Origin of the sequence: Streptomyces monashensis (genome assembly GCF_001866665.1) — a bacterium.
GTDB lineage: Bacteria > Actinomycetota > Actinomycetes > Streptomycetales > Streptomycetaceae > Streptomyces > Streptomyces monashensis.
The window spans coordinates 34,119-59,092 of sequence record NZ_MLYO01000068.1 but is presented as its reverse complement, the minus strand read 5'-3'; the positions used below and the strand labels follow the sequence as shown (position 1 = coordinate 59,092).

General features: G+C 72.2%; 22 protein-coding genes and 1 pseudogene. 11 read left to right on the top strand and 12 right to left on the bottom strand.

What is annotated here, in order from left to right; genetic code table 11:
• Positions 1-14: 14 nt before the first annotated feature.
• The 7 genes from BIV23_RS35925 to BIV23_RS35895 form a co-directional block, all read right to left on the bottom strand.
• Entirely contained in the window at positions 15-1,427 is a 1,413-nt protein-coding gene (locus BIV23_RS35925; protein WP_071385153.1) for a nucleobase:cation symporter-2 family protein, read from the bottom strand.
• Between the two features lie 66 nt (positions 1,428-1,493).
• Positions 1,494-2,426 (bottom strand): factor-independent urate hydroxylase, encoded by a 933-nt coding sequence (pucL, locus tag BIV23_RS35920; protein WP_071385152.1) that lies wholly within the window; start codon positions 2,424-2,426, stop codon positions 1,494-1,496.
• A gap of 3 nt (positions 2,427-2,429) precedes the next feature.
• Positions 2,430-2,837, bottom strand: coding sequence for a hydroxyisourate hydrolase (gene uraH / locus BIV23_RS35915; RefSeq protein WP_071385151.1), 408 nt, complete (start codon positions 2,835-2,837; stop codon positions 2,430-2,432).
• Positions 2,838-2,841: 4 nt separating this feature from the next.
• The gene (gene uraD, locus BIV23_RS35910; protein ID WP_071385150.1) at positions 2,842-3,354 is read right to left on the bottom strand and encodes a 2-oxo-4-hydroxy-4-carboxy-5-ureidoimidazoline decarboxylase; all 513 of its coding nucleotides are present in this window, start codon (positions 3,352-3,354) and stop codon (positions 2,842-2,844) included.
• Positions 3,355-3,477: 123 nt separating this feature from the next.
• Positions 3,478-3,840 carry a helix-turn-helix domain-containing protein gene (locus BIV23_RS35905; RefSeq protein ID WP_071373610.1) on the bottom strand — a complete coding sequence of 121 codons (363 nt, stop codon included), beginning with the start codon at positions 3,838-3,840 and terminating at the stop codon, positions 3,478-3,480.
• The gene (locus tag BIV23_RS35900; RefSeq protein ID WP_079173623.1) at positions 3,837-4,100 is read right to left on the bottom strand and encodes a hypothetical protein; all 264 of its coding nucleotides are present in this window, start codon (positions 4,098-4,100) and stop codon (positions 3,837-3,839) included. Before BIV23_RS35900 ends, BIV23_RS35905 begins: the two co-directional genes overlap by 4 nt.
• A 315-nt stretch (positions 4,101-4,415) precedes the next feature.
• On the bottom strand, positions 4,416-5,027 hold the full coding sequence (locus BIV23_RS35895) for a TetR/AcrR family transcriptional regulator (RefSeq protein ID WP_071385148.1): 612 nt from the start codon (positions 5,025-5,027) through the stop codon (positions 4,416-4,418).
• A gap of 138 nt (positions 5,028-5,165) precedes the next feature.
• Here BIV23_RS35895 and BIV23_RS35890 point away from each other — a divergent pair, with 138 nt between their 5' ends.
• The 6 genes from BIV23_RS35890 to BIV23_RS35865 all read left to right on the top strand — a co-directional run bounded on the left by BIV23_RS35890 (position 5,166) and on the right by BIV23_RS35865 (position 11,572).
• Complete coding sequence (locus BIV23_RS35890; protein WP_071385147.1) at positions 5,166-5,624, top strand: cupin domain-containing protein; 459 nt, start codon at positions 5,166-5,168, stop codon at positions 5,622-5,624.
• A gap of 49 nt (positions 5,625-5,673) precedes the next feature.
• Positions 5,674-6,492: an alpha/beta fold hydrolase gene (locus tag BIV23_RS35885; RefSeq protein WP_071385146.1), complete on the top strand. Its 819-nt coding sequence runs from the start codon at positions 5,674-5,676 to the stop codon at positions 6,490-6,492.
• 13 nt (positions 6,493-6,505) lie between these two features.
• A complete protein-coding gene (locus BIV23_RS35880) occupies positions 6,506-7,891 on the top strand; it encodes an MFS transporter (protein ID WP_071385145.1) in 1,386 nt (461 codons plus the stop codon).
• 262 nt (positions 7,892-8,153) lie between these two features.
• The gene (locus BIV23_RS35875) at positions 8,154-8,993 is read left to right on the top strand and encodes a TIM barrel protein (RefSeq protein WP_071385144.1); all 840 of its coding nucleotides are present in this window, start codon (positions 8,154-8,156) and stop codon (positions 8,991-8,993) included.
• A 40-nt stretch (positions 8,994-9,033) separates the two neighbouring features.
• Positions 9,034-9,924, top strand: coding sequence for a 2-hydroxy-3-oxopropionate reductase (locus tag BIV23_RS35870; protein WP_071385143.1), 891 nt, complete (start codon positions 9,034-9,036; stop codon positions 9,922-9,924).
• Positions 9,925-10,108: 184 nt separating this feature from the next.
• Positions 10,109-11,572 carry a catalase gene (locus tag BIV23_RS35865; protein WP_071385142.1) on the top strand — a complete coding sequence of 488 codons (1,464 nt, stop codon included), beginning with the start codon at positions 10,109-10,111 and terminating at the stop codon, positions 11,570-11,572.
• A gap of 398 nt (positions 11,573-11,970) precedes the next feature.
• Here the strand turns inward: BIV23_RS35865 and BIV23_RS35860 are convergent, their stop codons facing one another.
• Positions 11,971-12,468, bottom strand: a complete 498-nt coding sequence (locus BIV23_RS35860) for a DUF3592 domain-containing protein (protein ID WP_143079184.1) — start codon at positions 12,466-12,468, stop codon at positions 11,971-11,973.
• 70 nt (positions 12,469-12,538) lie between these two features.
• On the opposite strand from BIV23_RS35860, the gene BIV23_RS35855 reads away from it, so the two are divergent.
• On the top strand, positions 12,539-12,772 hold the full coding sequence (locus BIV23_RS35855) for a hypothetical protein (RefSeq protein WP_071373600.1): 234 nt from the start codon (positions 12,539-12,541) through the stop codon (positions 12,770-12,772).
• 118 nt (positions 12,773-12,890) lie between these two features.
• Here BIV23_RS35855 and gcl read toward each other — a convergent pair whose 3' ends face one another.
• Both gcl and BIV23_RS54135 read right to left on the bottom strand, forming a co-directional pair.
• The gene (gene gcl, locus BIV23_RS35850; protein WP_107471372.1) at positions 12,891-14,678 is read right to left on the bottom strand and encodes a glyoxylate carboligase; all 1,788 of its coding nucleotides are present in this window, start codon (positions 14,676-14,678) and stop codon (positions 12,891-12,893) included.
• 329 nt (positions 14,679-15,007) lie between these two features.
• A complete protein-coding gene (locus BIV23_RS54135) occupies positions 15,008-15,367 on the bottom strand; it encodes a hypothetical protein (RefSeq protein ID WP_071385139.1) in 360 nt (119 codons plus the stop codon).
• Between the two features lie 763 nt (positions 15,368-16,130).
• On the opposite strand from BIV23_RS54135, the pseudogene BIV23_RS35840 reads away from it, so the two are divergent.
• Positions 16,131-16,556: pseudogene (locus tag BIV23_RS35840) on the top strand (hypothetical protein); the annotation flags it as partial.
• A 28-nt stretch (positions 16,557-16,584) separates the two neighbouring features.
• Here the strand turns inward: BIV23_RS35840 and BIV23_RS35835 are convergent.
• Both BIV23_RS35835 and BIV23_RS35830 read right to left on the bottom strand, forming a co-directional pair.
• On the bottom strand, positions 16,585-18,195 hold the full coding sequence (locus tag BIV23_RS35835) for an AMP-binding protein (RefSeq protein WP_071385138.1): 1,611 nt from the start codon (positions 18,193-18,195) through the stop codon (positions 16,585-16,587).
• Positions 18,192-19,877 (bottom strand): AMP-binding protein, encoded by a 1,686-nt coding sequence (locus BIV23_RS35830; protein WP_071385137.1) that lies wholly within the window; start codon positions 19,875-19,877, stop codon positions 18,192-18,194. Before BIV23_RS35830 ends, BIV23_RS35835 begins: the two co-directional genes overlap by 4 nt.
• A gap of 117 nt (positions 19,878-19,994) precedes the next feature.
• Between BIV23_RS35830 and BIV23_RS35825 the strand changes: the two genes are divergently transcribed.
• From BIV23_RS35825 to BIV23_RS35815, 3 genes are all read left to right on the top strand, one after another.
• Entirely contained in the window at positions 19,995-20,825 is an 831-nt protein-coding gene (locus tag BIV23_RS35825; RefSeq protein ID WP_071385136.1) for a helix-turn-helix transcriptional regulator, read from the top strand.
• A 168-nt stretch (positions 20,826-20,993) separates the two neighbouring features.
• On the top strand, positions 20,994-23,936 hold the full coding sequence (locus tag BIV23_RS35820) for a helix-turn-helix transcriptional regulator (protein WP_177240153.1): 2,943 nt from the start codon (positions 20,994-20,996) through the stop codon (positions 23,934-23,936).
• 202 nt (positions 23,937-24,138) lie between these two features.
• Positions 24,139-24,930, top strand: a complete 792-nt coding sequence (locus tag BIV23_RS35815; RefSeq protein ID WP_071385135.1) for a S1 family peptidase — start codon at positions 24,139-24,141, stop codon at positions 24,928-24,930.
• Positions 24,931-24,974 lie beyond the last annotated feature (44 nt).

The following is a 24,974-nucleotide window of genomic DNA, read 5'->3' as shown; positions in this document are numbered from 1 at the left end:
GGCACGGCAGGACCCTAGGAGGATTTGAGTGCCGGGGCGGGTCCGCCGCTCCGGGTGCCGAGATGATGGAAGAACAGATTGAGCAGGACGGCGACCAGGGCGCCCGCGCTGATGCCGGAGCCGAGCACGGTCTGCGCCCAGGCCGGGAAGTCGGCGTAGAAGGTCGGCGCGGCCAGCGGGATGATGCCAGCGCCGAGCGCGACGGCGACCAGGACGATGTTGGAGCTGTCGTCGAGGCCCGCCTCCGACAGCGTACGGATGCCGCTGACCGCGATCGAGCCGAACAGGACGATGCCCGCGCCGCCGAGGACCGGCATCGGCACCAGGGAGACGACGGCGCCGAGCACCGGGAAGGCGCCGAGGACCAGCAGGGCGCCGCCGGCCACGGCGACGACGTAGCGGCTGCGCACCCGGGTCAGCGAGACGACGCCGACGTTCTGTGCGAAGGCGGAGGTGGGGAAGCCGCCGAAGACCGGGCCGAGCAGGGTGGCGATGCCGTCGGTGCGCAGGCCGCGGGTGAGGGTCCGCGCGTCGGTGCGGCGCTCGCAGATCTCGCCGAGGGCGAGCATGCCGGCGCTGGACTCGGTCATCAGGACCAGCATCACGATGCACAGCGACAGGACGGCCGCGGGCTGGAACTCGGGGGCGCCGAAGGCGAACGGTGCCGGCAGTGCGGCGACCGGCGCGGACTTCAGGGCGCTGAAGTCGGCCAGGCCGAACGGGATCGCCGCCAGCGTGCCGATGAGCAGTCCGAACAGGAGGGCGACCTGCTTGACGAAGCCGCGGCCGAAGCGCTGGATCAGCAGGATGACGCCGAGGGTGAACCCGGCGAGCGCGAGGTGGCTCATGGCGCCGAAGTCGGGGGCGGTCTTGTCACCGCCCTGCGCCCAGCTCACCGGGACGGGCATCAGGGTGACGCCGATCAGGGTGATGACGACGCCGGTGACGAGCGGCGGGAAGAAGCGCAGCAGCCGTCCGAAGAACGGGCCGACAGCGAGGCAGAAGACGCCGGCGACCATCACCGCGCCGTAGACGGCGGGGAGTTGGTGCCCCTTGGCGTTGGTCTCGGCGATCGCGAGGATCGGGGCGATGCCGGCCGAGGAGGCGGCGTTGACGAAGGGCAGCCGGTTGCCGACGAGGCCCTTGACACCGAGGGTCTGCAGGAGGGTCGCGACGCCCGCGACGATCAGGCTCGCGGCGATCAGCCGGGTGCGGGCCGCGATGTCGAGCCCGCAGGCCTGGCCGATGATGAGCGGAGGAGTGACCACGCCCGCGTACATGGCGGCGATGTGCTGGAGTGCGGCGGGGACGAGCCGCGTGGGGTGGAGCTTCTCGTCCACCGGGTGCACGGACATGGCGGTGTCCTCGGTGTGCACCGGTGGGGTGGAACACGGGGCTGTGTCGGGCCCCTTCGCAGGCTGAGCCATTTCGTTCCCTCCGGTGTGGCGGGCCCCCGGCCGTCAGGTGGCCGGGCCGGGGGCACGCGTCCCGCGTCAGAGGTTGGTCATGTCGACCGGGATACGGGCCTCACAGCCGTCCCGCAGGATGGTGGCCTCGATGAGGCCGTAGGGGCGGTCGGCGGCGAAGTAGACGGCCCCGTCGGCGGTATCGTTCTTGAGCCCGAACGGCTCCAGGTCCACCAGGAAGTGGTGCTTGTTCGGCAGCGAGAAGCGGACCTCGTCGATCTCGCTGCGGTTGTTGATGATGCGCGAGCCCATCTGGTACATCGTCTGCTGCAGGGAGAGCGAGTAGGTCTCGGCGAAGGCGTGGAGCATGTGCTTCTTCACCTGCTCGTAGGACTTCTCCCAGTTGGGCATCTTCTGCTCGTCGTCGGTCCAGTTGAAGCGCCAGCGGCCGGAGACCGAGGTCGCGAGGATCCGGTCGTACGCCTCCTGCAAGGTGGTGTACTTGTCCTTGACGTAGCCCCAGAACTCGGAGTTGGTCGAGTTCATCACGGTCAGGTCCTTCAGGCCGGAGATGACCTCCCACTTCTCACCGTCGTAGGTGATCTGGGAGACGCGGACCTCCTGGCCCTTGCGCACGAAGGAGTGCTTGACGTCGTCGGCGCCGATGAACTTCGAGTTGGCGTCCGAGGTCCCGATCCGCTCCCAGGCGTACTCCTCGATCCGGATCCGGGCGCGCTGGATCGGCTCCTGCGAGGTGACGAAGTGGCGGGCGAGGTGGATGCCGAACTGCTCGGCGGACTCGATGCCGTGCTCCTTGGCGAACGCGAACACCGTGTTCTTGGTGGTGTCGGTCGGCAGGACGTTGGCGTTGGAGCCGGAGTAGTGGACCTCCTCCATGTCGCCGCTCAGCGCGACGGAGACGTTGAGGTCCTTGATGTGGTGGGTGGCGCCGTCCCGCGTGATCTTGACGACTCGGTTCTCGGCCTTGCCGTACTGGTTCTGTCCCAGGATGGTCGGCATGAGCTAGCTCCCTCGGTAAACGGAGTAGCCGAACGGGTTGAGCAGCAGCGGCACGTGGTAATGCTCGCCCGGCACGACGGCGAACGTGATCGCCACCTCCGGGAAGAACACGCCGCGTCCGCTGTCCCGATTCGCGGGGGCGTCCTGCAACGCATCGGCTTGCTGGTTCGCGGTCTTCTCTTCGAAGTACGACTCGACGGCGAAGTCGAGCCGTACGTGGGTGGTTCCCTCCGGCAGCGCCGGCAGGTCCTTGCACCGCCCGTCCGCGTCGGTCGCGGAGCCGCCGAGCGCCTGCCAGTCCGCGCTCCTGCCGCTGCGGGCGGAGAGCTGGACGGCGACGCCCTCGGCGGGGCGGCCGGCCGAGGTGTCCAGGATGTGCGTGGACACGGAGGCGGTGGTGCTGGTGCTCATGGTGTCAGGCGTCCTCTTCGACGAGTCGGGCCAGGCGGATACGGTTGATCTTGCCCAGCTCGGTGCGGACGATCTCCCGTTCCTGCTCCGGCGCGTTACCGATGCGCTCCTTGACCGCGTCGCGCATCTGCTCACCGGTCCGGCCGGTGGCGCAGATCAGGAAGACGTGGCCGAACTTCTCCTGGTAGGCCAGGTTGAGGTCGAGCATCTCGGCCCTGAGGTCGTCCGAGGCGCCGGCCATGCCGCGCTGCTCGCGGGCGGAGGTCCGGTCGCCCGGCTTGGGGCGCCCGATCGGCGGGTGTCCCGCCATCGCCTCCGCGAGGTCCTCGCCGCTCAGCTCGGCCATGGCGGCGTCGCTGGCGGCGTACAGGTCGTCGGTGGTGGCGTACGGGCGGGCGGCGCTGATGCGCCGGCCCCACTCGGCGGAGGCGCACGCCTCGTGGAGGGCGGCGAGGGCCTCGCGCTCCTCCAGAGCGTTGAACCGGGCCAGACCCGGGGGCGTGGGAGTGGTCGTCACGGGAGCCTCCGTGGCCGGAAACGGCCTTCGTGCTGAACGGGCTGCCGATAGTGAACGCCCTCGGAAACGTCACGTCAACACTTTGTTGAAAATTCCGCGTAACAGGCGTGCCACGTCAGGGCGCTACGCGCCCTTGTCCCGGTTGAGGTAGTTGTAGACGGTGAACCGGCTGACGCCGAGCGCGCCGGCCACCGTTTCCACCCCGTGCCGGACGGCGAACGCGCCGCGCGCCTCCAGGGTCCGTACGACCTCCTGCTTGGCCTTGCGGTCCAGCTCGGCCAGCGGCCGCCCGCGCCGGCGCTCCATGGCCGCCAGGATGTGGTCGAGGGAGTCGGCGAGCTGGGGCAGGCGTACGGCGACGACGTCGACGCCCTCCCAAGCGAGGACGACGTCCTCGTCCCTCGCCTCGTCCGGCGGCAGGATCTCCCCGCCCATCGCGTCCACCAGCGGCTTCACCGCCGCGATGAAGGGCTCGTCGCCGCTCATCTACCGCCCTCCCCGAACCCGTCGTCGATCACGTTGACCTGGAGCGAGACCCGGGTGGCGCCGGCCTTCAGGCTCCTGCGCAGCAGCGCGTCCACGGCCGTCAGGACGCGCTCCGCACCGCCCTCCGCCGTGTTGCCGAACGGGCCGACGTCGACGGCGTCCAGCTCGGCCGTCTCGATGACCTCCCGCGCCGCCAGGGCGTGCGCGGGCGCCTCGTCCAGGTCGAAGGGTTCGGTCGTGAACTCCACTCTCAATCGCACAGTACCCCTAAGAGCCTTCTGACCTGCGCTTTCACCCGGATCACCCATCGAGCGGGCACATCGGGGCACACCGAGGACACAGCGACCGACTGCGCCACGGTCGCGGGCTGCCGCAGGCCGATCCATTTCACGCGACGGCGCCGGTCCGTCCGCCACGAGGTGACCCTAGCCGACAGGGCGGCGGTACGCGGTGCGCAGGATTCAAATCCCGCGGAGCCTCGGATCCCACAGCGATCCCGCAGCGCCTCGGATCCCGCGGACCCGCGGTCCCGCCGTGCCGCAGGTGACGGCCGGGGCGTCCGTGGACGCGCCGGCTCACCCCTGCCCGACCGTGCGCACCGCGGCTTCGGTCAGCGTGGTCGCCGTCCGCACCGCGCTCGCGACGGCGTCGTCGGGGGCGAGGCCGCACAGGTCGGTGAGAGTGAAGAGGGCTTCGGCGCCGACGACCACGGCGAGGTCCCGCTTCAGCTGGGCGAAGGCCTCGGGGTCCGTCGCCGCCAGCGTCTCCTCCAGGGGGGCGAGCGCGTGGTCGATCAGCCCGAAGCGGAGCCCGGGCCGCTCGGCCGCCGCCGCGGGACGGGCGACGGTGGCCGCGATCATGGCGCGCACCGCCCCCTGGCGCCGGAGTATGCCGCGCAGCAGGAACTCGCAGGCGAAGGCGACCCGTTCGACGGGGTCGGTGGAGTCCGCGACCGGGGCGAGCGCCTCGGCGGGGGGCGGCCAGGCGCCGGCCAGGGCCTCGCTGATCAGCGACGGGAGGTCGGGGAAGTACCGGTAGGCGGTGGGCTCGGAGACCATCGCCGCGCGCGCGACCGCGGGCATGCTCACCTCGCCGCCCGCGGCGATGAGGCTGCTCGCGGCTTCGACGATCGCAGCCCGCGTGCGCCTCTTCTGATTGCTGCGGCCGGTGTCGATCGGCGTCGCCATCGGTGCGTCCCCTTTCCCGCTCGTCTCCGTCACAGCCACTTTATCACTGTGGACACTCGTCATGAGAGTTCACTTGCATGTAGAGGGTCGACCCTCTACTCTCCTTCCTGAGAGTTGGCTCTCACGAAGGAGACCGCAATGACACAGGCTTCCGTGGTCGGCCCGGACGACGGCGAGACGATCCGCCTGGGACCGGCACAGATCCGCATCCTGGAGGACGGCAGCACCACCGGTCACCGGATCGGCATCGGCGAGATCACCCTGGCCCCGCACGCCGAGGGGCCGCCGCAGCACCGCCACGCCCAGCACGACGAGGGTTTCTACGTCGTCTCCGGCACCGTGCACTTCACCGTCGGCGAGACGACGCACGTCGCACCGGCCGGCACGCTCGCGATGATCCCGCCCGGCGCCCCGCACACCTTCGCCAACCACGGCGACGAGCCGGCGGTGATGCTCAACACCTTCACGCCCGACCTGTACGTGCAGTACTTCCGCGACCTGCGGGACATGATCGCCGGCGGCCAGGAGCTGACCCCCGAGGCGACCGTCCGGGTGATGAGCCGCTACGCCACCGTTCCCGCCACCGACCACGCGTGACGATCCTGACCGCCGACCACCCACGCCAGTAACCGATATGGAGTCCTCCATGACCAGCACCACACGCACCGTCACCCTCGCCCACGACGCCGGCGGCCCCGGCGTCGACCTCACCGTCGACGAGCGGGGCGAGGGTCACCCCTTCCTGCTGCTGCACGGCGGAGGCGGCCCGCAGACCGTCGCCGCCTTCGCCGGGCTCCTGGCCGAGCAGCGGCCGGCCCGGGTCCTCACCCCCGTCCACCCCGGCTTCGGCGGCACCGCCCGGCCCGAGGGGCTGGCCGACGTCCGCGCCCTCGCCGAGCTCTACGTACGGCTGCTGGACGAACTCGGCCTGAGCGACGTCACCGTCGTCGGCAACTCCATAGGCGGCTGGATCGCCGCCGAGATCGCCCTGCTCCGCAGCGAGCGCGTCAGCAGCGTCGTCCTCGTCAACGCCGTGGGCATCCACGTCCCCGGCCACCCGGTCGCCGACCCCGCCACCCTGACGCCTGCCGAGCTGTCCGCCCTGGCCTTCCACGAGCCGGCGAAGTTCGCCGTGGACCCGAGCACGTTCTCCGCGGCGCAGCGTGCGGTCGCGGCCGCCAACCGGGCCGCGCTGCAGGTCTATTCGGGCCCGCACGCGATGGCCGACCCCACCCTGCGCGAGCGTCTGGCCAAGGTCGCGCAGCCGGTCCTCGTCGCGTGGGGCGAGAGCGACCGGGTCGCCGACGCCGACTACGGACGGGCGTACGCGGCAGCCGTCCCGGACGCCCGGTTCCAGCTCCTGCACCGCACCGGTCACATGCCCCAGGTCGAGACCCCCGGTCAACTCCTCCCCGTCGTATGGGACTTCGCCGAGGCCTACGCCACCGACCGGCCGGGCGACTGAGCGGGGAACCCACATGCCCGTCCCCCGACGCGGGCGGCGCGTGCCCGTCCTGGCCGTCTGCTGCCTGAGCGTGCTGCTGGTCGGTCTCGACGTCAGCATCCTCAACGTCGCCCTGCCCTCGATGCAGCGGGACCTGGGCTCCCCGGTCTCCGGCCTGCAATGGACACTCGACGCCTACACCCTCGTCCTGGCCTCGCTGCTGACCCCGGCCGGCGCCACCGCCGACCGGGTGGGACGCCGACGGATCTTCCAGCTCGGTCTCGTGCTGTTCACCGCCGGGTCGGCGCTGTGCAGCCTGGCGCCCTCGACCGGCCGGCTGGTGGCCTTCCGCATGGTGCAGGCGGCGGGCGGCAGCATGCTCACCCCCGTCGCCATGGCCATCCTCACCAACACGTTCACCGAGCCTCGCGAGCGCGCACGGGCCATCGGCGTCTGGGGCGGCGTCGTCGGCCTCGGCATGGCGGCCGGACCGGTGCTCGGCGGCGTACTGGTGGAATCGGCCGGGTGGCGATCGGTGTTCTGGCTGAACGTGCCGATCGGGCTGGCCGCGCTCGCGCTCACCGCGCTGTTCGTGCCGGAGTCCCGCGCACCGCGGGCCCGACGCGCGGACCCGGTGGGACAGCTCCTGCTGATCGTCCTGCTCGGCGCGCTGACCTACGCCGTCATCGAGGCACCCGGCGAGGGCTGGACCGCACCGCCGATCGTGGCCTGCCTGACCGTCGCGGCGTGCGCGCTCGCCGCCTTCGTACCGTACGAGAACCGGCGCGCCGAACCGCTGATCGAGCCGCGGCTGTTTCGCAGCGCATCCTTCAGCGGGGCCACCGCGACAGCGGTCCTCGCCTTCGCCGCGCTCGGCGGCTTCCTGTTCACCAACACCCTTTACCTGCAGCATGAGTTGGGACTGAGCGCGCTGGGTGCCGGGGTGCACCTGCTGCCGATGGCCGTACTGTCCCTGGTGTGCCCGCCGCTGTCCGGGCGGATCGTGGGCAGCCGCGGCCCGCGCACCCCCCTGCTCGTCGCGGGGACCGGCATCACCGCCAGCGGTGTGCTGGCCGTCGTCGCCACCCGCTCCGCCCACCCCTCGGACACCCTCCTCTCCCTCACGTACCTGCTGTTCGGCCTCGGGTTCGGCTTCGTCAACGCGCCGATCACCTACACAGCGGTGTCCGGCATGCCACGCGCCCAGGCGGGGGTCGCCGCCGCCATCGCCGCGACCAGCCGGCAGATCGGCTCCTCGCTCGGCGTCGCGGTGATCGGCGCCACGGTCGCCGCCGGGTCGGGCCCGGCCGCCTGGTGGATCATCGCCGGCTGCGGAGCGGCCGTCCTCGTCCTCGGCGCCGCCACCACCGGGCGCCGGGCCGCCGCCACCGCGGTGACCACGGAAAGGGTTCGCACGTGATGCCGCAGAGCTCACGTGATGTCGCAGAGCTGTCGAACAAGGCCGTTCGCCGGATCGCCGGCGCCGACTTCGATCTCCGCATCGGCTGACGCCGCACCTCCACCCGCCCCGCTCGGCACAGGCCTTTTCGGGCGCCCGGCGGCCGACCCCCTTGACAAGCATCGACATCCGACGGCAATCTTCCGTTACGCAGAAACGAACTTCCATAATACGGAATAAGGAAGCTCGGCGACGTCGATCACGGAAGGGAGCGCGGCCCCCGATGGGATTCGCAGACCAGCGCTTCAACGTCAACCTGTCGATCCTCTTCACGGAACTCCCGCTCCTGGAGCGCCCCGCGGCGGCCGCCGCGGCGGGCTTCACGGCGGTCGAGCTGTGGTGGCCCTGGGTCGACTCCCCCACCCCCGAGCAGGCCGAGCTCGACGCCCTGAGGAAGGCGATCGAGGACGCGGGCGTCCGGCTCACGGGCCTGAACTTCTACGCCGGACAGCTGCCGGGCCCGGACCGCGGCGCCCTGTCGATCCCCGGTGCGGAGTCGGACCGGTTCCGCGCCAACATCGACGTGGCCGTCGCCTTCGGCCAGTCCCTGGGCTGCACGACGTTCAACGCCCTGTACGGCAACCGCGTCGACGGCGTGGATCCGGCCGAGCAGGACGCGCTCGCCCTGGAGAACCTGGTCCTCGCGGCCCGGGCCGTCGGCCGGGTCGGCGGCACGATCCTGATCGAGGCCCTCAACCAGCCCGAGTCGCCGAAGTGCCCGATCGTGAGCGCGCCCAAGGCGATCGAGATCGTGGACAAGGTCAACGAGGCGACGGGCCTCGGGAACGCGACGTTCCTGATGGACCTGTACCACCTGTCCATGAACGGCGAGGACCTGCCCTCGGTGATCGAGCGGTACGCGGCGAAGACCGGTCACGTCCAGATCGCGGACAACCCCGGCCGCGGCGCCCCCGGCACCGGTTCGCTCCCGCTGGAGGAGCTGCTCGACCAGCTGCGGAAGGCCGGTTACGACGGCTGGGTGGGCCTGGAGTACAAGCCGGGCGACAGGCCCAGCGCCGAGGCCTTCGGGTGGCTGCCGCGCCAGGCCCGCGCCGCCCGCTGAACCCCCTGACTTTCCAAGGTAGTTGAGAGAGGCACCCGCAATGAGCAACCTTCCCAAGATCGCCTGGATCGGCCTCGGCATCATGGGCTCCCCCATGTCCGAGAACCTGATCAAGGCGGGTTACGACGTCACCGGCTTCACCCTGGAGCAGGACAAGCTGGACCGCCTGGCCGCCGCCGGCGGCACCGCGGCCCCCTCGATCGCCGCGGCCGTGCGCGACGCCGACGTGATCATCACGATGGTGCCCGCGTCCCCGCAGGTCGAGGCCATCTCCTACGGCCCCGACGGCATCCTGGAGAACGCGCGGCAGGGCGCCCTGTTGATCGACATGTCCTCGATCACCCCGCAGACCTCCGTCGACCTGGCGAAGGCCGCCGGGGACAAGGGCATCCGGGTGCTCGACGCCCCGGTGTCCGGCGGCGAGGCCGGCGCCATCGAGGCCGTGCTGTCGATCATGGTCGGCGGCACCCAGGCCGACTTCGACATCGCGAAGCCCGTCCTCGATGCGCTCGGCAAGACCATCGTGCTGTGCGGCCCGCACGGCTCCGGCCAGACCGTGAAGGCGGCCAACCAGCTGATCGTCGCCGTGAACATCCAGGCGTGCGCCGAGGCCGTGGTCTTCCTGGAGAAGTCGGGCGTGGACCTCACGGCCGCGCTCGACGTCCTCAACGGCGGCCTCGCCGGCTCGACCGTGCTGACGCGCAAGAAGGACAACTTCCTGAACCGCGACTTCAAGCCGGGCTTCCGTATCGACCTGCACCACAAGGACATGGGCATCGTCACGGACGCCGCCCGCAACGTCGGCGCGGCCCTGCCGGTCGGCGCCGTGGTCGCCCAGCTGGTCGCCTCGCTGCGCGCCCAGGGCGACGGCGGCCTGGACCACTCGGCCCTGCTGCGCGCCGTGGAGCGCCTCTCCGGCGCCCAGGTCTGACGCTCCCGAGACTTCCGGGCCGCGGCGGCGCCGACACCTGTCCTGTCGCGCCCAGGCGCCGCCGCGGCCCGGAACACATTCCGCCGCCCCGAGCTTCAACAAACTGTTGACGCCCGGAGGGCCCGAACTTAGGCTCCACAAAGCGGAAACAGTTTTCCGCTGCCACTCGTACGGAAGGTCCCTGATGTCGAAGCGCGTGCTCACGACAGAGTCCGGCGCCCCGGTCGCCGACAACCAGAACTCCGCCTCCGCCGGCGTCGGCGGCCCGCTCCTCCTCCAGGACCAGCACCTCCTGGAGAAGCTCGCGCGCTTCAACCGCGAGCGCATCCCGGAGCGCGTGGTGCACGCCCGCGGCTCCGGCGCGTACGGCCACTTCGAGGTGACCGACGACGTCACCGGCTACACCCACGCCGGCTTCCTGAGCGAGATCGGCAAGCGCACCGAGGTGTTCGCGCGCTTCTCCACGGTCGCCGACTCCCTCGGCGGCGCCGACGCCGTCCGTGACCCGCGCGGCTTCGCCCTGAAGTTCTACACCGAGGAGGGCAACTACGACCTCGTCGGCAACAACACCCCGGTGTTCTTCATCAAGGACCCGATCAAGTTCCCCGACTTCATCCACTCGCAGAAGCGCGACCCGTTCACGGGCAGGCAGGAGCCGGACAACGTCTGGGACTTCTGGGCACACGCCCCGGAGGCCACGCACCAGGTGACCTGGCTGATGGGCGACCGCGGCATCCCGGCGTCGTACCGCCACATGAACGGCTACGGCTCGCACACCTACCAGTGGACGAACGCCCAGGGCGAGGCCTTCTTCGTCAAGTACCACTTCAAGACCAACCAGGGCATCCGCTCGCTCAGCAGCGAGCAGGCCGCGGAGCTGGCGGGCAAGGACGCCGCCTCGCACCAGACGGACCTGCTCCAGGCCATCGAGCGCGGGGTGCACCCGTCCTGGACCCTGTACGTCCAGCTCATGCCGGCGGCCGAGGCGGCGGACTACCGCTTCAACCCGTTCGACCTGACCAAGATCTGGCCGCACAAGGACTACCCGCTCCAGCGCGTGGGCCGCCTGGTCCTCGACCGCAACCCGGACAACGTCTTCGCCGAGGTCGAGCAGGCCGCGTTCTCCCCGAACAACTTCGTTCCGGGCATCGGCCCCTCCCCCGACAAGATGCTGCAGGGCCGCCTGTTCGCCTACGCCGACGCGCACCGCTACCGCCTGGGCGTCAACCACACCCAGCTCGCCGTGAACGCCCCGAAGGCGGTCGAGGGCGGTGCCCTCAACTACGGCCGCGACGGCCTCATGGCGGTCAACGGCCAGGGCCGCGGCGCCAAGAACTACGAGCCGAACTCCTACGACGGCCCGGCCGAGACGGGCCGCCCGCTGTCGGCCCCGCTGGCCGTCTCCGGCCACACGGGCACCCACGAGGCGCCCCTGCACACCAAGGACGACGACTTCTTCCAGGCGGGCGAGCTGTACCGCCTGATGTCCGAGGACGAGAAGTCCCGCCTGGTCGCGAACATCGCCGGCGGCCTGTCGCAGGTGTCCCGCGACGACGTGATCGAGAAGAACCTGGCCCACTTCCACGCCGCCGACCCGGAGTACGGCAAGCGCGTCGAGGAGGCGGTCCGCGCCCTGCGCGAGGACTGAGCGAACGGCGACAGCAACACCCGAGCGGCGTACGGAGTCTGACGGGAGGTCAGCAACTCCGCACGCGGCCCGCGCAGGACGCCCGGCGGCCCGGATGAGGGGTGGCCGGCGAGCGGCCGGCGCGGGCAGGGCGAGGACCGCGGCGGCATGCGAGCCAGTGCGGTGGTGAAGGACCCGTGTCCCCCTTCTCGACCAGAGGGAAAGGGGGACCCGGTTCCGTCGCATCCGCCGCGGTCCCACCCGGACCCCGCTCAGGGGTCCCCACCAGCCCCGTCCGGCGGCGCGAACGACCTGTCGCGCCCAGCCTCGCGCCGTCGGACGGCTGTCAGCACACCGAGGCAGCGCCCCCGGACCGGTCGGTCCGGGGGCGCTGCCGTGCGTCCCGGTCTCCCCCGGACTCAGGCCCGGTCGATGACGAGTGCGGCCGCGCCGACCCCGGTCAGCACCACGCCGAGGGCGATGGGGAACCAGCGGTCCGCGACGAAGTCCACGACGCCCCGGTGCAGGGCGCCGGCCGCCTGGGCGTTCGCCGGATCGGCGGGGTCGTAGACGACGGTGGTGCGCACCAGCCCGTCGTCCTCGGACGGGCGGCCGCTCGGCACGTAGAGCGAGTCCGCCAGTTCGTCCTCCCGGACATACTCGTCGTCCCCGTCGCCGGCTCGGAAACTGAGCATCACGCTGCTCGCGGAGCACGAGGCGCCACGGCCCGTCGAGCACGCGTAGCTGACAACGGCGCCGCCAGGCACCCTGCGCCCGTGATCGCGGAGGGCCGATATCCGGCTGTCGGCCTGCGCGACCTCACGGAGGGTGCCCACGAGGAGGGCCACCCCGAACAGCGCCATCGCCGCCAGGGCCACCGTGCGGCCCACGGCCCACGTACGACTGTCTCTCTGCACCCGGACACGCTATCGGAGGGCGTCACGGCCCCGGCGTGCGCGTCGGGCGGCTCCGCAGCACGCTGGGGGCATGGGCAATCCGACGCAGTACCCGCACATCGTGGTCCACTCCCCCGCCCTGGACGGCTCCCGGCGGGTCACCGAGGGCGAGGTGACGCTGGGGATCGCCTCCCATCTGGACGATGTCGTGGAGATCCTGCGGCTGGCGGACCTGGACCGCATCGAGGTGGAGGAGAGCGACCTGATCGAGTGGCAGGGCGGCGGTCCCGACGACTGGCCGGGGCTGTCGGAACACGAGGTGTAGAGAGAGGTGGAGAGGTGCCGAACGGCCGGTCCCGTGCGGGGGTGCGGGAACGCCGAAGGGCGGCCCGTCCTCACGGACGGGCCGCCCTCGGCTTGTCGGCGTGCCGGCGCTACGGCCGTCAGACCTTCAGCGGCTTGATCGAGGTCGGCGCGTGGCCCGGCTCGGTGGCCAGGTCCTCGAACTCGGAGATGTCGCTGATGTCCATGGTGCGGCTCATCGAGATGTTGGTGATCCGCTCGAGGATCGCCTCGACGACGACCGGCACCCGGTACTCGGCGGCCAGCTTCTTCGCCTGCTCGAAGGCCGCGCCCAGCTGGTCCGGCTCGGTGACCCGGATCGCCTTGCAGCCGAGGCCCTCGGCGACCTTGACGTGGTCGACGCCGTAGACGCCGAGCTCGGGGGCGTTGATGTTCTCAAACTCCAGGTTGACCTGGAAGTTGATGTCCAGACCGATCTGGGCCTGGCGGATCAGGCCGAGGTAGGCGTTGTTCACCAGGACGTGGACGTACGGGATCCGGTGCTGGGCGGCGACGGCCAGCTCCTCGATCAGGAACTGGAAGTCGTAGTCCCCGGACAGGGCGACGACCGGGGAGTCCGGGTCGGCCTTGGCGACACCGATCGCGGCCGGGATGGTCCAGCCGAGCGGGCCGGCCTGGCCGCAGTTGATCCAGTGGCGCGGCTTGTAGACGTGCAGCATCTGCGCGCCCGCGATCTGGGAGAGGCCGATCGTGGTGACGTAGCGGGTGTCCGGGCCGAAGGCCTTGTTCATCTCCTCGTACACGCGCTGCGGTTTCATCGGCACGTCGTCGAAGTGCGTACGGCGCAGGAGGGTCGCCTTGCGCTCCTGGGTGGAGGCCACCCACGCGGAGCGGTCGGGCAGCCTGCCCGCCGCCTTCAGTTCCTTCGCGACCTCGATGAACAGCTCCAGCGCGGCCTTCGCGTCGGAGACGACACCGTAGTCCGGCGGGAAGATCTTGCCGATCTGAGTGGGTTCGATGTCGACGTGGACGAACTTCCGCTCGCCGCGGTAGACATCCAGCTTGTAGCCGGTGTGGCGGTTGGCCCAGCGGTTGCCGATGCCGAGGACGGCGTCGGACTCCAGGAAGTTGGCGTTGCCGTAGCGGTGCGAGGTCTGGACGCCGACCATGCCGGCGTTCAGCTCGTGGTCGTCGGGCAGCGCGCCCCAGCCCATCAGGGTCGGCACGACCGGGGTCTGGGTCAGCTCGGCGAACTCGACCAGCAGGTCGGCGGCGTCGGCACCGAGGACACCGCCGCCGGCGACGATGACCGGGCGCTCGGCGGCGAGCAGGAAGGAGAGGGCCTTCTCGATCTGGGCGCGGGTCGCGGCGGGCTTGTAGACCGGCAGCGGCTCGTACGTGTCCGGGTCGAACTCGATCTCGGTCTGCTGGACGTCGATCGGCAGGTCGATCAGGACCGGGCCGGGGCGGCCGGAGCGCATCAGGTGGAAGGCCTGCTGGAAGACGCCGGGGACCTGGGCGGCCTCCAGGACGGTCACCGCCATCTTGGTGACCGGCTTGGCGATCGAGGCGATGTCGACCGCCTGGAAGTCCTCCTTGTGGATCACGCTGGTGGGCGCCTGGCCCGTGATGCACAGGATCGGGATCGAGTCACCGATGGCGGAGTACAGACCGGTGATCATGTCGGTGCCGGCGGGGCCGGAGGTGCCGATGCAGACGCCGATGTTGCCCGGCTGGGTACGGGTGTAGCCCTCGGCCATGTGCGAGGCGCCCTCGACGTGGCGGGCGAGGGTGTGCTGGATGCCGCCACCCTCCTTGAGCGCCTTGTAGAAGGGGTTGATCGCCGCTCCCGGCACACCGAAGGCGTCGGTGACGCCCTCGCGCTTGAGGATCTCAACTGCCGCGCGGGCAGCGGTCATACGTGCCATCGAGTACTCCTGCTTCGGCTGTCGGATGCGTACTCCCGTCGCGCCCCGCGGTGAGCACAGCCACGTCCGTGATGTTCGCTAGTTTTCCGTATTGCGGAATTTAATTTCTGCTATCTGGAAACAATGTAGGGGGGCGGGCGAAAGCCGTCAAGAGACACCGGAGATGGCCGCGAATCGGCGAAGACCCGGCAAGCGCCGGACAAGCGGGGCAGGAGAGGAGGACCATGGGCAGCGCTGTCCCGACGCGACGCCTGGGAGTGGGCCATGCCCGAGAGCGTGCCGGTGCGCTGTCCGGCCTGTCGGCGCGAGTACGTCTACACCGCGCCGGTCTATCCGTGCGCGTGCGGCGCCCCCACCGCGCCGCGCCTCGATCCGACCGCCGAGCCGGTCGTGACGGTCCACCGCGCCTGGGACGACGAGTGGATCGCGGTGCCGTGCACCGCCTGCGGCCGCCGGAGCCACTGGCCCCACCCGGAACTGGGCTGCCCCTGCGGCACGGTCCTGCGCATCCCGGTCACCGGCTCCTCCCGGCCGGGCCCAGCGGCGGGGGCGGAGCAGCCGGAGCGGGAATCCGGGGCGCGCACCGGGACACAGCCGGGCGCGGCCTCGGCGGCCGGGGCGGGCGCCGGACCGGCACCGAAGCCCGCGTCGGGGCCGGGGGCCGCGGGGCCGGACGCAGTACCGGGCACGGGGACTCAGCCGGACAGGACATCGGCACCCACGCCCGCCTCGGGCGCGGCATCACCCTCGGAGCCGGCACAGGAGACGGGCCTGGTGCCGGGGGCAGGATGGGCACAGGAGACAGGCCCGGTACCGGAGGCGGGCGAGGCACCGGCCGGACGGGAGATGCCGGTGGGAGGCGGGGTGCCCGCGGGAGGCGGGGTGTCGCCGAAACGCGGTGTGCCGGCCGGAGGCGAGCCACCGACGGAAGGCAGCGTCCCCCCGGAAGGCGCAGCCGCGGCCACAGGCGAGGTGCCGACGAGAAACGGGACCCCGGCCGAACACGGGACACCAGCCGGACGTGGGGCCCCGGCCGAAGACGGGACACCGGCCGAAGGCGGGACACCGGCCGGACGTGGAACCCGGCCCGCGCACAGGACCACGACCGGGCACGGGACACCGGCCGAACACGGGACACCGGCCGGACGTGGAACCCGGCCCGCGCACAGGACCACGACCGGGCACGGGACACCTGCCGAACGCGGCGCCCCGACCGAACACGGGACACCGGCCGGACGTGGAACCCCGCCCGCACACGGCGCCCCGACCGAGCGCGAGAAACCCCCCGCACACGGCGCCCCGACCAAGGGCGAGACGCCCCCCGGACACGGCACCCCGACCGGACACGGAACCCGAACCGAACCCGGGACACCGCCCGGACCCGATTCGTCCGCGGCCGGAGCCGGAGAGGCGCCAGGGGTGATGCCGGGGGCGGGCGGCGCGGGGTGGGGGGCGGTTTCCCGGCCGGCGTTCCAGCCGCGCGTCATCCGTACCGCCCGGGACGCCGTCACCACCGCCGCGTTGTATCTGCGCTGGCTCGGCTACCGGGACATCCGGCGGGCCGACCAGCGGCCGCCGAACGGCATCGGGCTGGCCGCCCACGGGCTGCTCGCCCAGGTGGACCCGACCGTCCGCCCGGCGGCGCCGAGGGACGTGGAGTGCCTGTGGCTGACGGCGATGACGGAGTCCGCGGACTGCGTGTACTTCTCGCTGGCCGGCTACACGGACGACGCCCGCCGGCGCGCGGCCGCCCTGGCCGTCCCGCTGTTCGTGCTGGACCTCGCGGGCGTCCCCCAGCCGATGAACGACGCGGCGGACGCCCTGCACACCGAGGGCGCGCGGGAGCGGGGGACGCGGGCGCGGGACGGGCGGACCTGAGGCCGGGAACGAGCCGGACGACGCCGGCTCAGCCGCCGTAGGCCTCCCGCAGTTCGATCTTGCGGACCTTCCCGGACACCGTCATCGGGAAGGCGTCGAGGAGCCGGAGCCGGCTCGGGACCTTGTAGTGGGCGAGCCTGCCCGCGCAGAAGGCGCGCAGGTCCTCCAGGGTGAGCGGGTCGGCGGGGTCCTGCGGGATGACGCAGGCGAGCACCTCCTCGCCGTACTTCTCGTGCGGCACCCCGACGACCTGGACGTCCTTGATCCGCGGATGGGCGTGGAGGAACTCCTCGATCTCGCGCGGGTAGATGTTCTCGCCGCCCCGGATGATCATGTCCTTGATGCGGCCGACGATCTCGACGTAGCCGTCGTCCCGCATCGTCGCCAGGTCCCCGGTGTGCATCCAGCGGCCCGCGTCGACGGCCTCGGCGGTCTTCTCGGCCTCGTTCCAGTAGCCGAGCATCACGCTGTAGCCGCGGGTACACAACTCCCCTGCGCTGCCACGGGGTTGGGTCATACCCGTGGCCGGGTCGACGATCTTCACCTCCAGGTGGGGCAGGACGCGTCCGACGGTGGCGGTGCGGTGTTCGAGGTCGTCCTCGACGCGGGTCTGGAGCGAGACGGGAGAGGTCTCGGTCATGCCGTAGCAGATGGAGACCTCGGCCATGTGCATCTCGGCGACGACCCGCCTCATCACCTCCACCGGGCACGGCGAGCCCGCCATGATGCCGGTGCGGAGCGTGGAGAGGTCGTACGACGCGAAGTCGGGGAGGTTCAGTTCCGCGATGAACATAGTGGGCACGCCGTACAGGGACGTACAGCGCTCCCGCTGCACCGCCTCCAGCGTGGCCCCCGGTTCGAAGGACGGCGCCGGGATGACCACGCAGGCGCCGTGCGAGGTGGCCGCGAGGTTGCCCATCACCATGCCGAAGCAGTGGTAGAAGGGCACCGGGATGCAGATCCGGTCCTGCTCGGTGTAGGAGACCGACTCCCCCACGAAATAGCCGTTGTTGAGGATGTTGTGGTGGGAGAGGGTGGCGCCCTTCGGGAAGCCGGTCGTGCCCGAGGTGTACTGGATGTTGACGGGGTCGTCGCAGGACAGCTCCGCGTACGGGGCGTCGCCGGTGCCCCGTGCGAGCAGCGCCTCCCAGCTCGGGTCGCCGATGTAGACGGTCTCGCGCAGCTCCGGGCACCGGCCCCGGACCTCCTGCACCATCGCCCGGTAGTCGCTGGTCTTGTGGCCGAGGGAGGCGAAGAGCAGGGAGATCCCGGCCTGGCGCAGGACGTACTCGACCTCGTGGGTGCGGTAGGCCGGGTTGATGTTCACCATGATCGCGCCGATGCGGGCGGTGGCGTACTGCACCAGGACCCACTCCGGGCAGTTGACCGCCCAGATGCCCACCCGGTCGCCCTTGACGACCCCGGCCGCCACCAGGCCCTGCGCCAACTCCTCCACGGCCGCGCCGAATCGGGCGTACGTCCAGCGCCGCCCCGAGGGCACGTCGACGAGCGCCTCGCGGTCCGGCCAGGCGGCCACGGCCCGGTCGAGGTTGGCGCCGATGGTGTCGCCGAGCAGGGCGGTGGTGCCCGTGCCGTGCGTGTACGACTGCGCAGACGGCGAAGACGGCCGACCGGTCACCGGAAGTCCTCCTCGCGGTACTCGTTCGCGGACCCCTCGGCCGTGGCCTCGCGCAGCTCGATGCGGCGGATCTTGCCGGAGACGGTCTTGGGCAGGGCGCCGAACTCCAGTCTGCGGATGCGCTTGTAGGGGGCGAGCACCTGACGGGAGTGATCGAAGACGACCTTCGCGGTGTCCGGGCCCGGCTCGTAGCCCTCGGCGAGGACGACGTACGCCTTCGGCACCGCGAGCCGCAGCTCGTCCGGGGCGGGCACGACGGCCGCCTCGGCCACCGCCTCGTGCTCCAGCAGCGCGCTCTCCAGCTCGAACGGGCTGATCTTGTAGTCGGAGGCCTTGAAGACGTCGTCCGCGCGGCCGACGTAGGTGAGGTAGCCGTCCGCGTCGCGGGCGGCGATGTCGCCGGTGCGGTAGTAGCCGCCCGCCATCGCCTCGGCCGTGCGGTCCGGGTCGCCGTGGTAGCCGGTCATCAGGCCGACCGGGCGCTCGGCGAGGTCGAGGGCGATCTCGCCCTCGGCGGCGCCGGGGGCGCCCGAGACCGGGTCGAGGAGTTCGACGCGGTACCCGGGGCTCGGGCGGCCCATGGAGCCGGTCTTGAGGATCTGTCCGGGGCTGTTGGAGACCTGCACGGCGGTCTCGGTCTGCCCGAAGCCGTCCCGGATGGTGACGCCCCAGGCCCGCCGGACCTGCTCGATCACCTCGGGATTCAGCGGCTCGCCGGCGGCGACCACCTCGCGGGGCGGGGTGCGCAGCTGGCCGAGGTCGGCCTGGATCAGCATCCGCCACACCGTGGGCGGGGCGCAGAAGGAGGTCACCCCGTGCCGGTCCATCTCGGCCATCAGCCGGGCCGCGTCGAAGCGCGTGTAGTTGTGGATGAAGACGGTCGCCTCGGCGTTCCACGGCGCGAACAGGTTCGACCAGGCGTGCTTGGCCCAGCCGGGCGAGGAGATGTTCAGATGCACGTCGCCGGGTTTCAGGCCGATCCAGTACATGGTCGCCAGATGCCCGACCGGGTACGAGGTGTGGGTGTGCTCGACCAGCTTGGGGCGGGCGGTCGTACCGGAGGTGAAGTACAGCATCAGCGGGTCGTCGGCCAGGGTCGGGCCGTCGGGCACGAACGCGGCGGGCGCGTCGTACGCGTCCTCGTACGCCGCCCAGTCCGCCCCGGCCGCTTCCCCGACGGCTCCGCCTACCGCGATCCGCGTGTAACCGCCGGGCACCTCGGCGAACTTGGCAGCGTCCTCGGCGCGTGCGATCACGTGTCTGACCCGGCCCCGGTCCACGCGGTCACGCAGGTCGGCCGGGCCGAGCAGCGGGGTGGCCGGGATGACGACCGCGCGCAGCTTCATCGCGGCCAGCGCCGTCTCCCACAGTTCGGCCTGGTTGCCGAGCATGACCAGGATGCGGTCCTCGGCGGCGACGCCCCGTGCGCGCAGGTGGTTCGCGACCCGGTTCGAGCGCTCGGCCATCTCGGCGAAGGACAGTCTCGTCTCGCCGCCGTCCTCCTCGACGATGTGCAGCGCGGTCCGGTGGTTGCCGGCGGCGATCACGTCGAACCAGTCCAGCGCCCAGTTGAAGTGCGCGGGCCGCGGCCAGGCGAAGCCCTCGTAGGCGGTGGCATAGTCCTCGCGGTGCGCCAGAAGGAAGTCCCGGGCGTCGCGGAACACCTCAGTCACCGTGCTCATCACATAACTCCTTGCTGTTCCGGACCATTGCCGGGCGGCTCTCTGGCATCGTCTAATCCGTGATGCGGGTCTCACTACCCCCGAACGGGGGTGTGGACGACCGGAAGGACGGACCAGGTGACAGCGGACGCGGCGGGGGCAGTGGAGATCGGTGGTGCGCTGGCCCGGCTGCGGCGGGCGACGGGGCTCCCGGTGGCCTTCGGCGGGCTGCTGGAGTCGGGGCGGCCGCAGATCCGGATCAGTGAACTGAGCGGTACGCACACGGCGGCGCTGCGCGCGCTCGCGGTGACGTCCGGCAACGGGCTCGGGGGCAAGGCGGTGGCGCTGGCCCGGCCGTGCGCGGTGACGGACTACTCCAGCTCCCGGCAGATCAGCCACGAGTACGACGCCCAGGTGGCCACCGAGGGCATCCACTCGGTCGTCGCCGTGCCGGTGGTGGTGCGGCGCCGGGTGCGCGGGGTGCTGTACGGCGCGCTGCGCTCGGTCCAGCCGCTCGGTGACCGCACGCTGGGCGCGGCCGTGGCCGCCGCCCGGGACGTGGAGCAGGCGCTGGTGGTGCAGGACGAGGCGCGGGAGCTGCTGGCGGCGGCCCGGGCGGAGCCGGCCGTCGCCGACAGGGGCGCGGCCTGGGAGCAGGTGCGCGAGGCGCACGCGGCGCTGCGCGCGCTCGCGCCCCGGATCCCGGACCCCGGGCTGCGGGCCGAACTGCTGGCCGCCTGCGGGCTGTTGACCGCATCGTGCCCGGCCGGCGGCGCGGCTCTGGCGCCGCGCGAACTCGACGTGCTGTCCTGGGTGGCGGCGGGGGCCACCAACGCGGCCGTGGCCGAACGGCTGGGGTTGCGCCCGGAGACGGTGAAGGGCTATCTGCGTTCGGCGATGCGGAGGCTCGGCGCCCACACACGAGGGGAGGCGGTGACCGCGGCCCGCAGGGCGGGGCTGCTGCCGTAGCCCGGCACGGACGGCCGCGACAGCAGTAAACAAACCTTCCTATTCAATGGGAACGGCCTTGATTTTCCCCCAGCTTGCCCTTCTGTTATTTCCCTCACGACCGCTTCCGGCCGAATTTCAGCGATCGTTGCCTAGAATTTGGCCCGGACACGCCACACGAGGGGAGCGGTGACCGTGCGACGGGACTTTCAGGAGCCTGCCAAGTGCCGTCCCGACCTGGTCATCGGCCGCGAGGAGCTGTTCACCGGCGCCCGGGAGCAGCTCGCCTCGGGCGGCAGCGTGCTGCTCCACGGTCCCGCCGGAATTGGGAAATCGACCGTCCTGCGGGCATTGGTCGAGGAATACGGCGCCACCGCGCGCACGGTCCTGCGCTGCTCGGCCACCGAGTCCGAATCCCACCTTCCGTTCCTGGCCCTGGCCGACCTCCTCGGACTGGTCCTCGACGACGTCTCGCCGCGGCTGCCCGCCGCCCAGCGCACCGCCCTGGAGTCGGCCCTCACCGGCCGCGGCGAGTCCAGCCTCCAGCGCGACGGCCTCGCCCTGCGCCTCGCCGTGCTCTCCGCGCTGCGCGCCCTGGCCGCGCGCGGCGGGGTCCTCGTGGTCGCCGACGACCTGCAGTGGCTGGATCCGGCCAGCGCCGAACTGCTCGGCTTCGCCGCCCGGCGCCTGGAGGGCACCCCGGTCCAACTCCTGTGCGCGGTGCGCACGGAGGGCACCGAGAGCCAGGAGTACGACCGGCATCTGCGGGCCTGCCCGCCGGACACCCTCGCGGTCCGGCTGGGCGCGCTGACCCGTACCCAGGTCGCCCAGCTGCTCGACCACCGGGGCCACGGCGGGCTGCCCCGCTCCACGGTCCGCGAGATCCACCGCACCTCCGGCGGCAACCCGCTGTTCGCCCTGGAGCTCGGCCGCGCCCTCGCCGAGAGACCCGCCCCGCCCCGGCCGGGCGAGCCGCTGCCGGTGCCGACGAGCCTGCGCGCCCTGGTGCTCAGCCGCCTGGACATGCTGTCCGTCGAGGCCCGGCGCACCCTGCTGGTGGCCAGCGCCGGCGCGAGACCCACCCCGGCCCTGCTGCACGCGGCGGGCCGGCCGCACGCCGAGGCCGAGTGCGCCCAGGCCGCCGAACTCGGGCTGCTGGCCACCGAGCCCGACGCCCCCGCCGTACGGTTCGCCCACCCGCTGATCTCCGCCGCACTGTACGCCGAGGCGCCCGCGCCGGAGCGGCGGGCGGCGCACGCGGCGCTGTCCACGGCCGCCTCCGACCCGATCGAGCGGGCCCGGCACCTGGCGCTGGCCACCGTGGGCGCCGACCCGGAGGTGGCCGCCCGGCTCGCCGAGGCCGCCGCCCTAGCCCGGGACCGGGGTGCCCCCTCGGTCGCGGCCCAGCTGGGCCTGCTCGCCGCCCGGCACACCCCGGCGGACGGCGCACCGCGCCAGGAGGAGCGCCGGCTCCAGGCCGCCGAGGACGCCATCACCGCGGGCGAGATCGACCTGGCCCGGGACATCGCCCGCGAGGTGCTCGCCCGGGCGGCCGTGCCCGCCGACCGGGTGCGGGCCTGGATGATCGTCATCGACAGCGCCGGGCACACCATGGCCGAGGTGGACGCCGTCTTCCCGCAGGCCCTCGCCGACGCCGGCGACGACCCCCGGCTGCTGGCCCTGGTCCACTACCAGCTGGCCTGGCGGGCGCTGATCGTGGCGGGCGACTTCACCGAGGCCCGCGAGGCCGCCGCGCACGCAGCCGAACTGGCCGCGCGCGGCGGCGAGCGGCGCACCGAACTGCTCTCGCTCGCCTTCCAGGCGCAGACCGAGACCCTGATGGGCCATCCGGAGGCGCCCCGCACCATCCAGCGGGCCCTGAAGGAGCCGCAGGACCCCCGGGTGACCTGGCACCACAACGGGGCGCTCAGCGCCCGGTTCCGCTGGCTGGTCATGGGCGACCAGCTGGTGGAGGCGCGAGCGACGGTCACCGCGCTGCTGCGCGAGGTGCGCCGGCGCGGCTCGGTGGAGAGCGAGGTGCACTTCCTGCGCGGCCTGGCCGAGACCGAGCTGCGCGCCGGGCACTGCGGGCGCGCCCTGGAGCTAGCCCGCGACAGCCTGCGCCTGGCCCGGGACTCCGGGATCGGCGAGACCGCCTCGGCGATGCTGACCTCGCTCGCGGAGGCCTCCGGCGGCGACGTGGACCGGGCGCTCGCGCTCGCCCGGGAGGCGGTGCAGCACGCGGAGGAGGACGGCGACCAGATGTATCTCTCCCGGGCGCTGGGCGCGCTCGGGTACGCCCAGCTGGTGGCCGGGGACCCGGCGGGCACGGTGCGCTCGCTGCGCCGGGTGCGCCGGCTGGAACTGGGGCTCGGCATCACCGACCCGGCGCGCGGCCGCTGGCAGGGCGACCTCGCCGAGGCACTGGTCCGAACCGGTGAACCGGCGGAGGCGCAGGACGTCATCGACGCGAGCCGCGAGCACGCCCTCAGGCTCGGCCGGGAGAGCGTCCTCGCCGTCCTGGACCGCTCCGAGGCGCTGGTGCGGGCCGCCCGGGGCGACCTGGAGGCGGCGACGGCCCAGCTGACGTCCGCTCAGGACCGGCTCGGCAAGCTCGGCTACGGGCTGGAGGAGGCGCGGGCCGCGTTCGCGCTGGCCCGGCTGCGGCCACGGCGTCCCGCGGGCGGCACCGCAGGCACGGCACGGGGGGCCGGCGCGGCGGGCGCGGACGGCTCGGCGGGGACGAGGAGCACGGGCGGCCCCGGGGGCACCGGCGGCGCGGAGGGGGCCGGGGCGCGACGCCCGACGGCGGGCTTCGACGAGGCCACCCGGATGTTCCGGCGCTGCCGGGCGCTGCCCTGGCTGCGCCAGGTGGACGAGGCCCAGACCACCCCCGAGCCGGACCCGGTGCCGGCCGCGGCGGACGCCCTGGACGCGCTCGGCGTGCTGGCCGCGATGGAGCGTCAGGTCGCCGCGCTGGTCATGGAGGGCGCCACCAACCGGGAGATCGCCGCCCGGCTGTTCATCAGCGTCAAGACGGTGGAGGCGACCCTGACCCGGGTCTACCGCAAGCTGGGGATCCGATCGCGGGTCGACATCGTCCGATTGGCGGCGGCTCACCGCGCGAAGTGACGGCGTGGCCGGTTAACTGATGCCGACCGAGGGTTTTCCCTCACCCCACCCGCTAGGGGGTTCCCTCATTGGGAGCCGACGGTTCCGGGTCCTAGCGTAAAGGGCGTGCCGCTCGCCCGGGCACACGGGGTCCGGTCCCGCGAACCCCGTAACACCCCGCCCGTGCGACCCCCCACCGGTGCAACCCCCACTGAGGAGACTCATGTTCGGGCTCAGACGTGCCAGAAAGACCGCCGCGATCACGGTGGCCTGTGCCGCCGCCGCGGCGACCACGCTGCTCGCCTCCCCCACGGCGAGCGCGGCCCCGCAGCCCATCGTCGGCGGTACGGCCACCACGACGGCGGCGTACCCGTTCGTCATGCAGATCACGGACGCCTCCGGCAACCAGTTCTGCGGCGGCACCCTGGTGGCCGCCGACAAGGTCGTCACGGCCGCGCACTGCATGGTCGGCGAGTCGACGAGCAGCGTCCGGGTGGTCGGCGGCCGGACGTTCCTGAACGGCACCGACGGCACGGTCAGCAAGGTCGGCAAGATCTGGATCAACCCGAACTACACGGACGCCACGCAGGGCAACGACGTGTCCGTGCTGACCCTGTCGACGTCGATGCCGTACACCGCGGCGAAGTACGTGTCCGCCTCGGACACCGGGGTGTACGCGGCCGGCGCCACGGCCCGCATCCTCGGCTGGGGCACCACCTCGGAGAACGGCAGCTCCTCCAACCAGCTGCGGACCGCGACCGTCCCGCTCGTGGCCGACTCCGGCTGCAAGACATCCTACGGTTCGGACTTCGTCCAGTCCGACATGGTTTGCGCCGGATACGCGTCCGGCGGCACAGACACCTGCCAGGGCGACAGCGGCGGTCCCCTGCTCATCGGGGGCGTCCTGGCAGGGATCACTTCCTGGGGAGAGGGGTGCGCGGAGGCCGGCTACCCGGGTGTCTACACCCGGCTGGCCACCTTCTCGGACCTCGTGACCGCGCAGGTGCGCGGGTGACCGGGAAACAGCACACCTGAGCATCCCTCAGGTCGATACCAGGG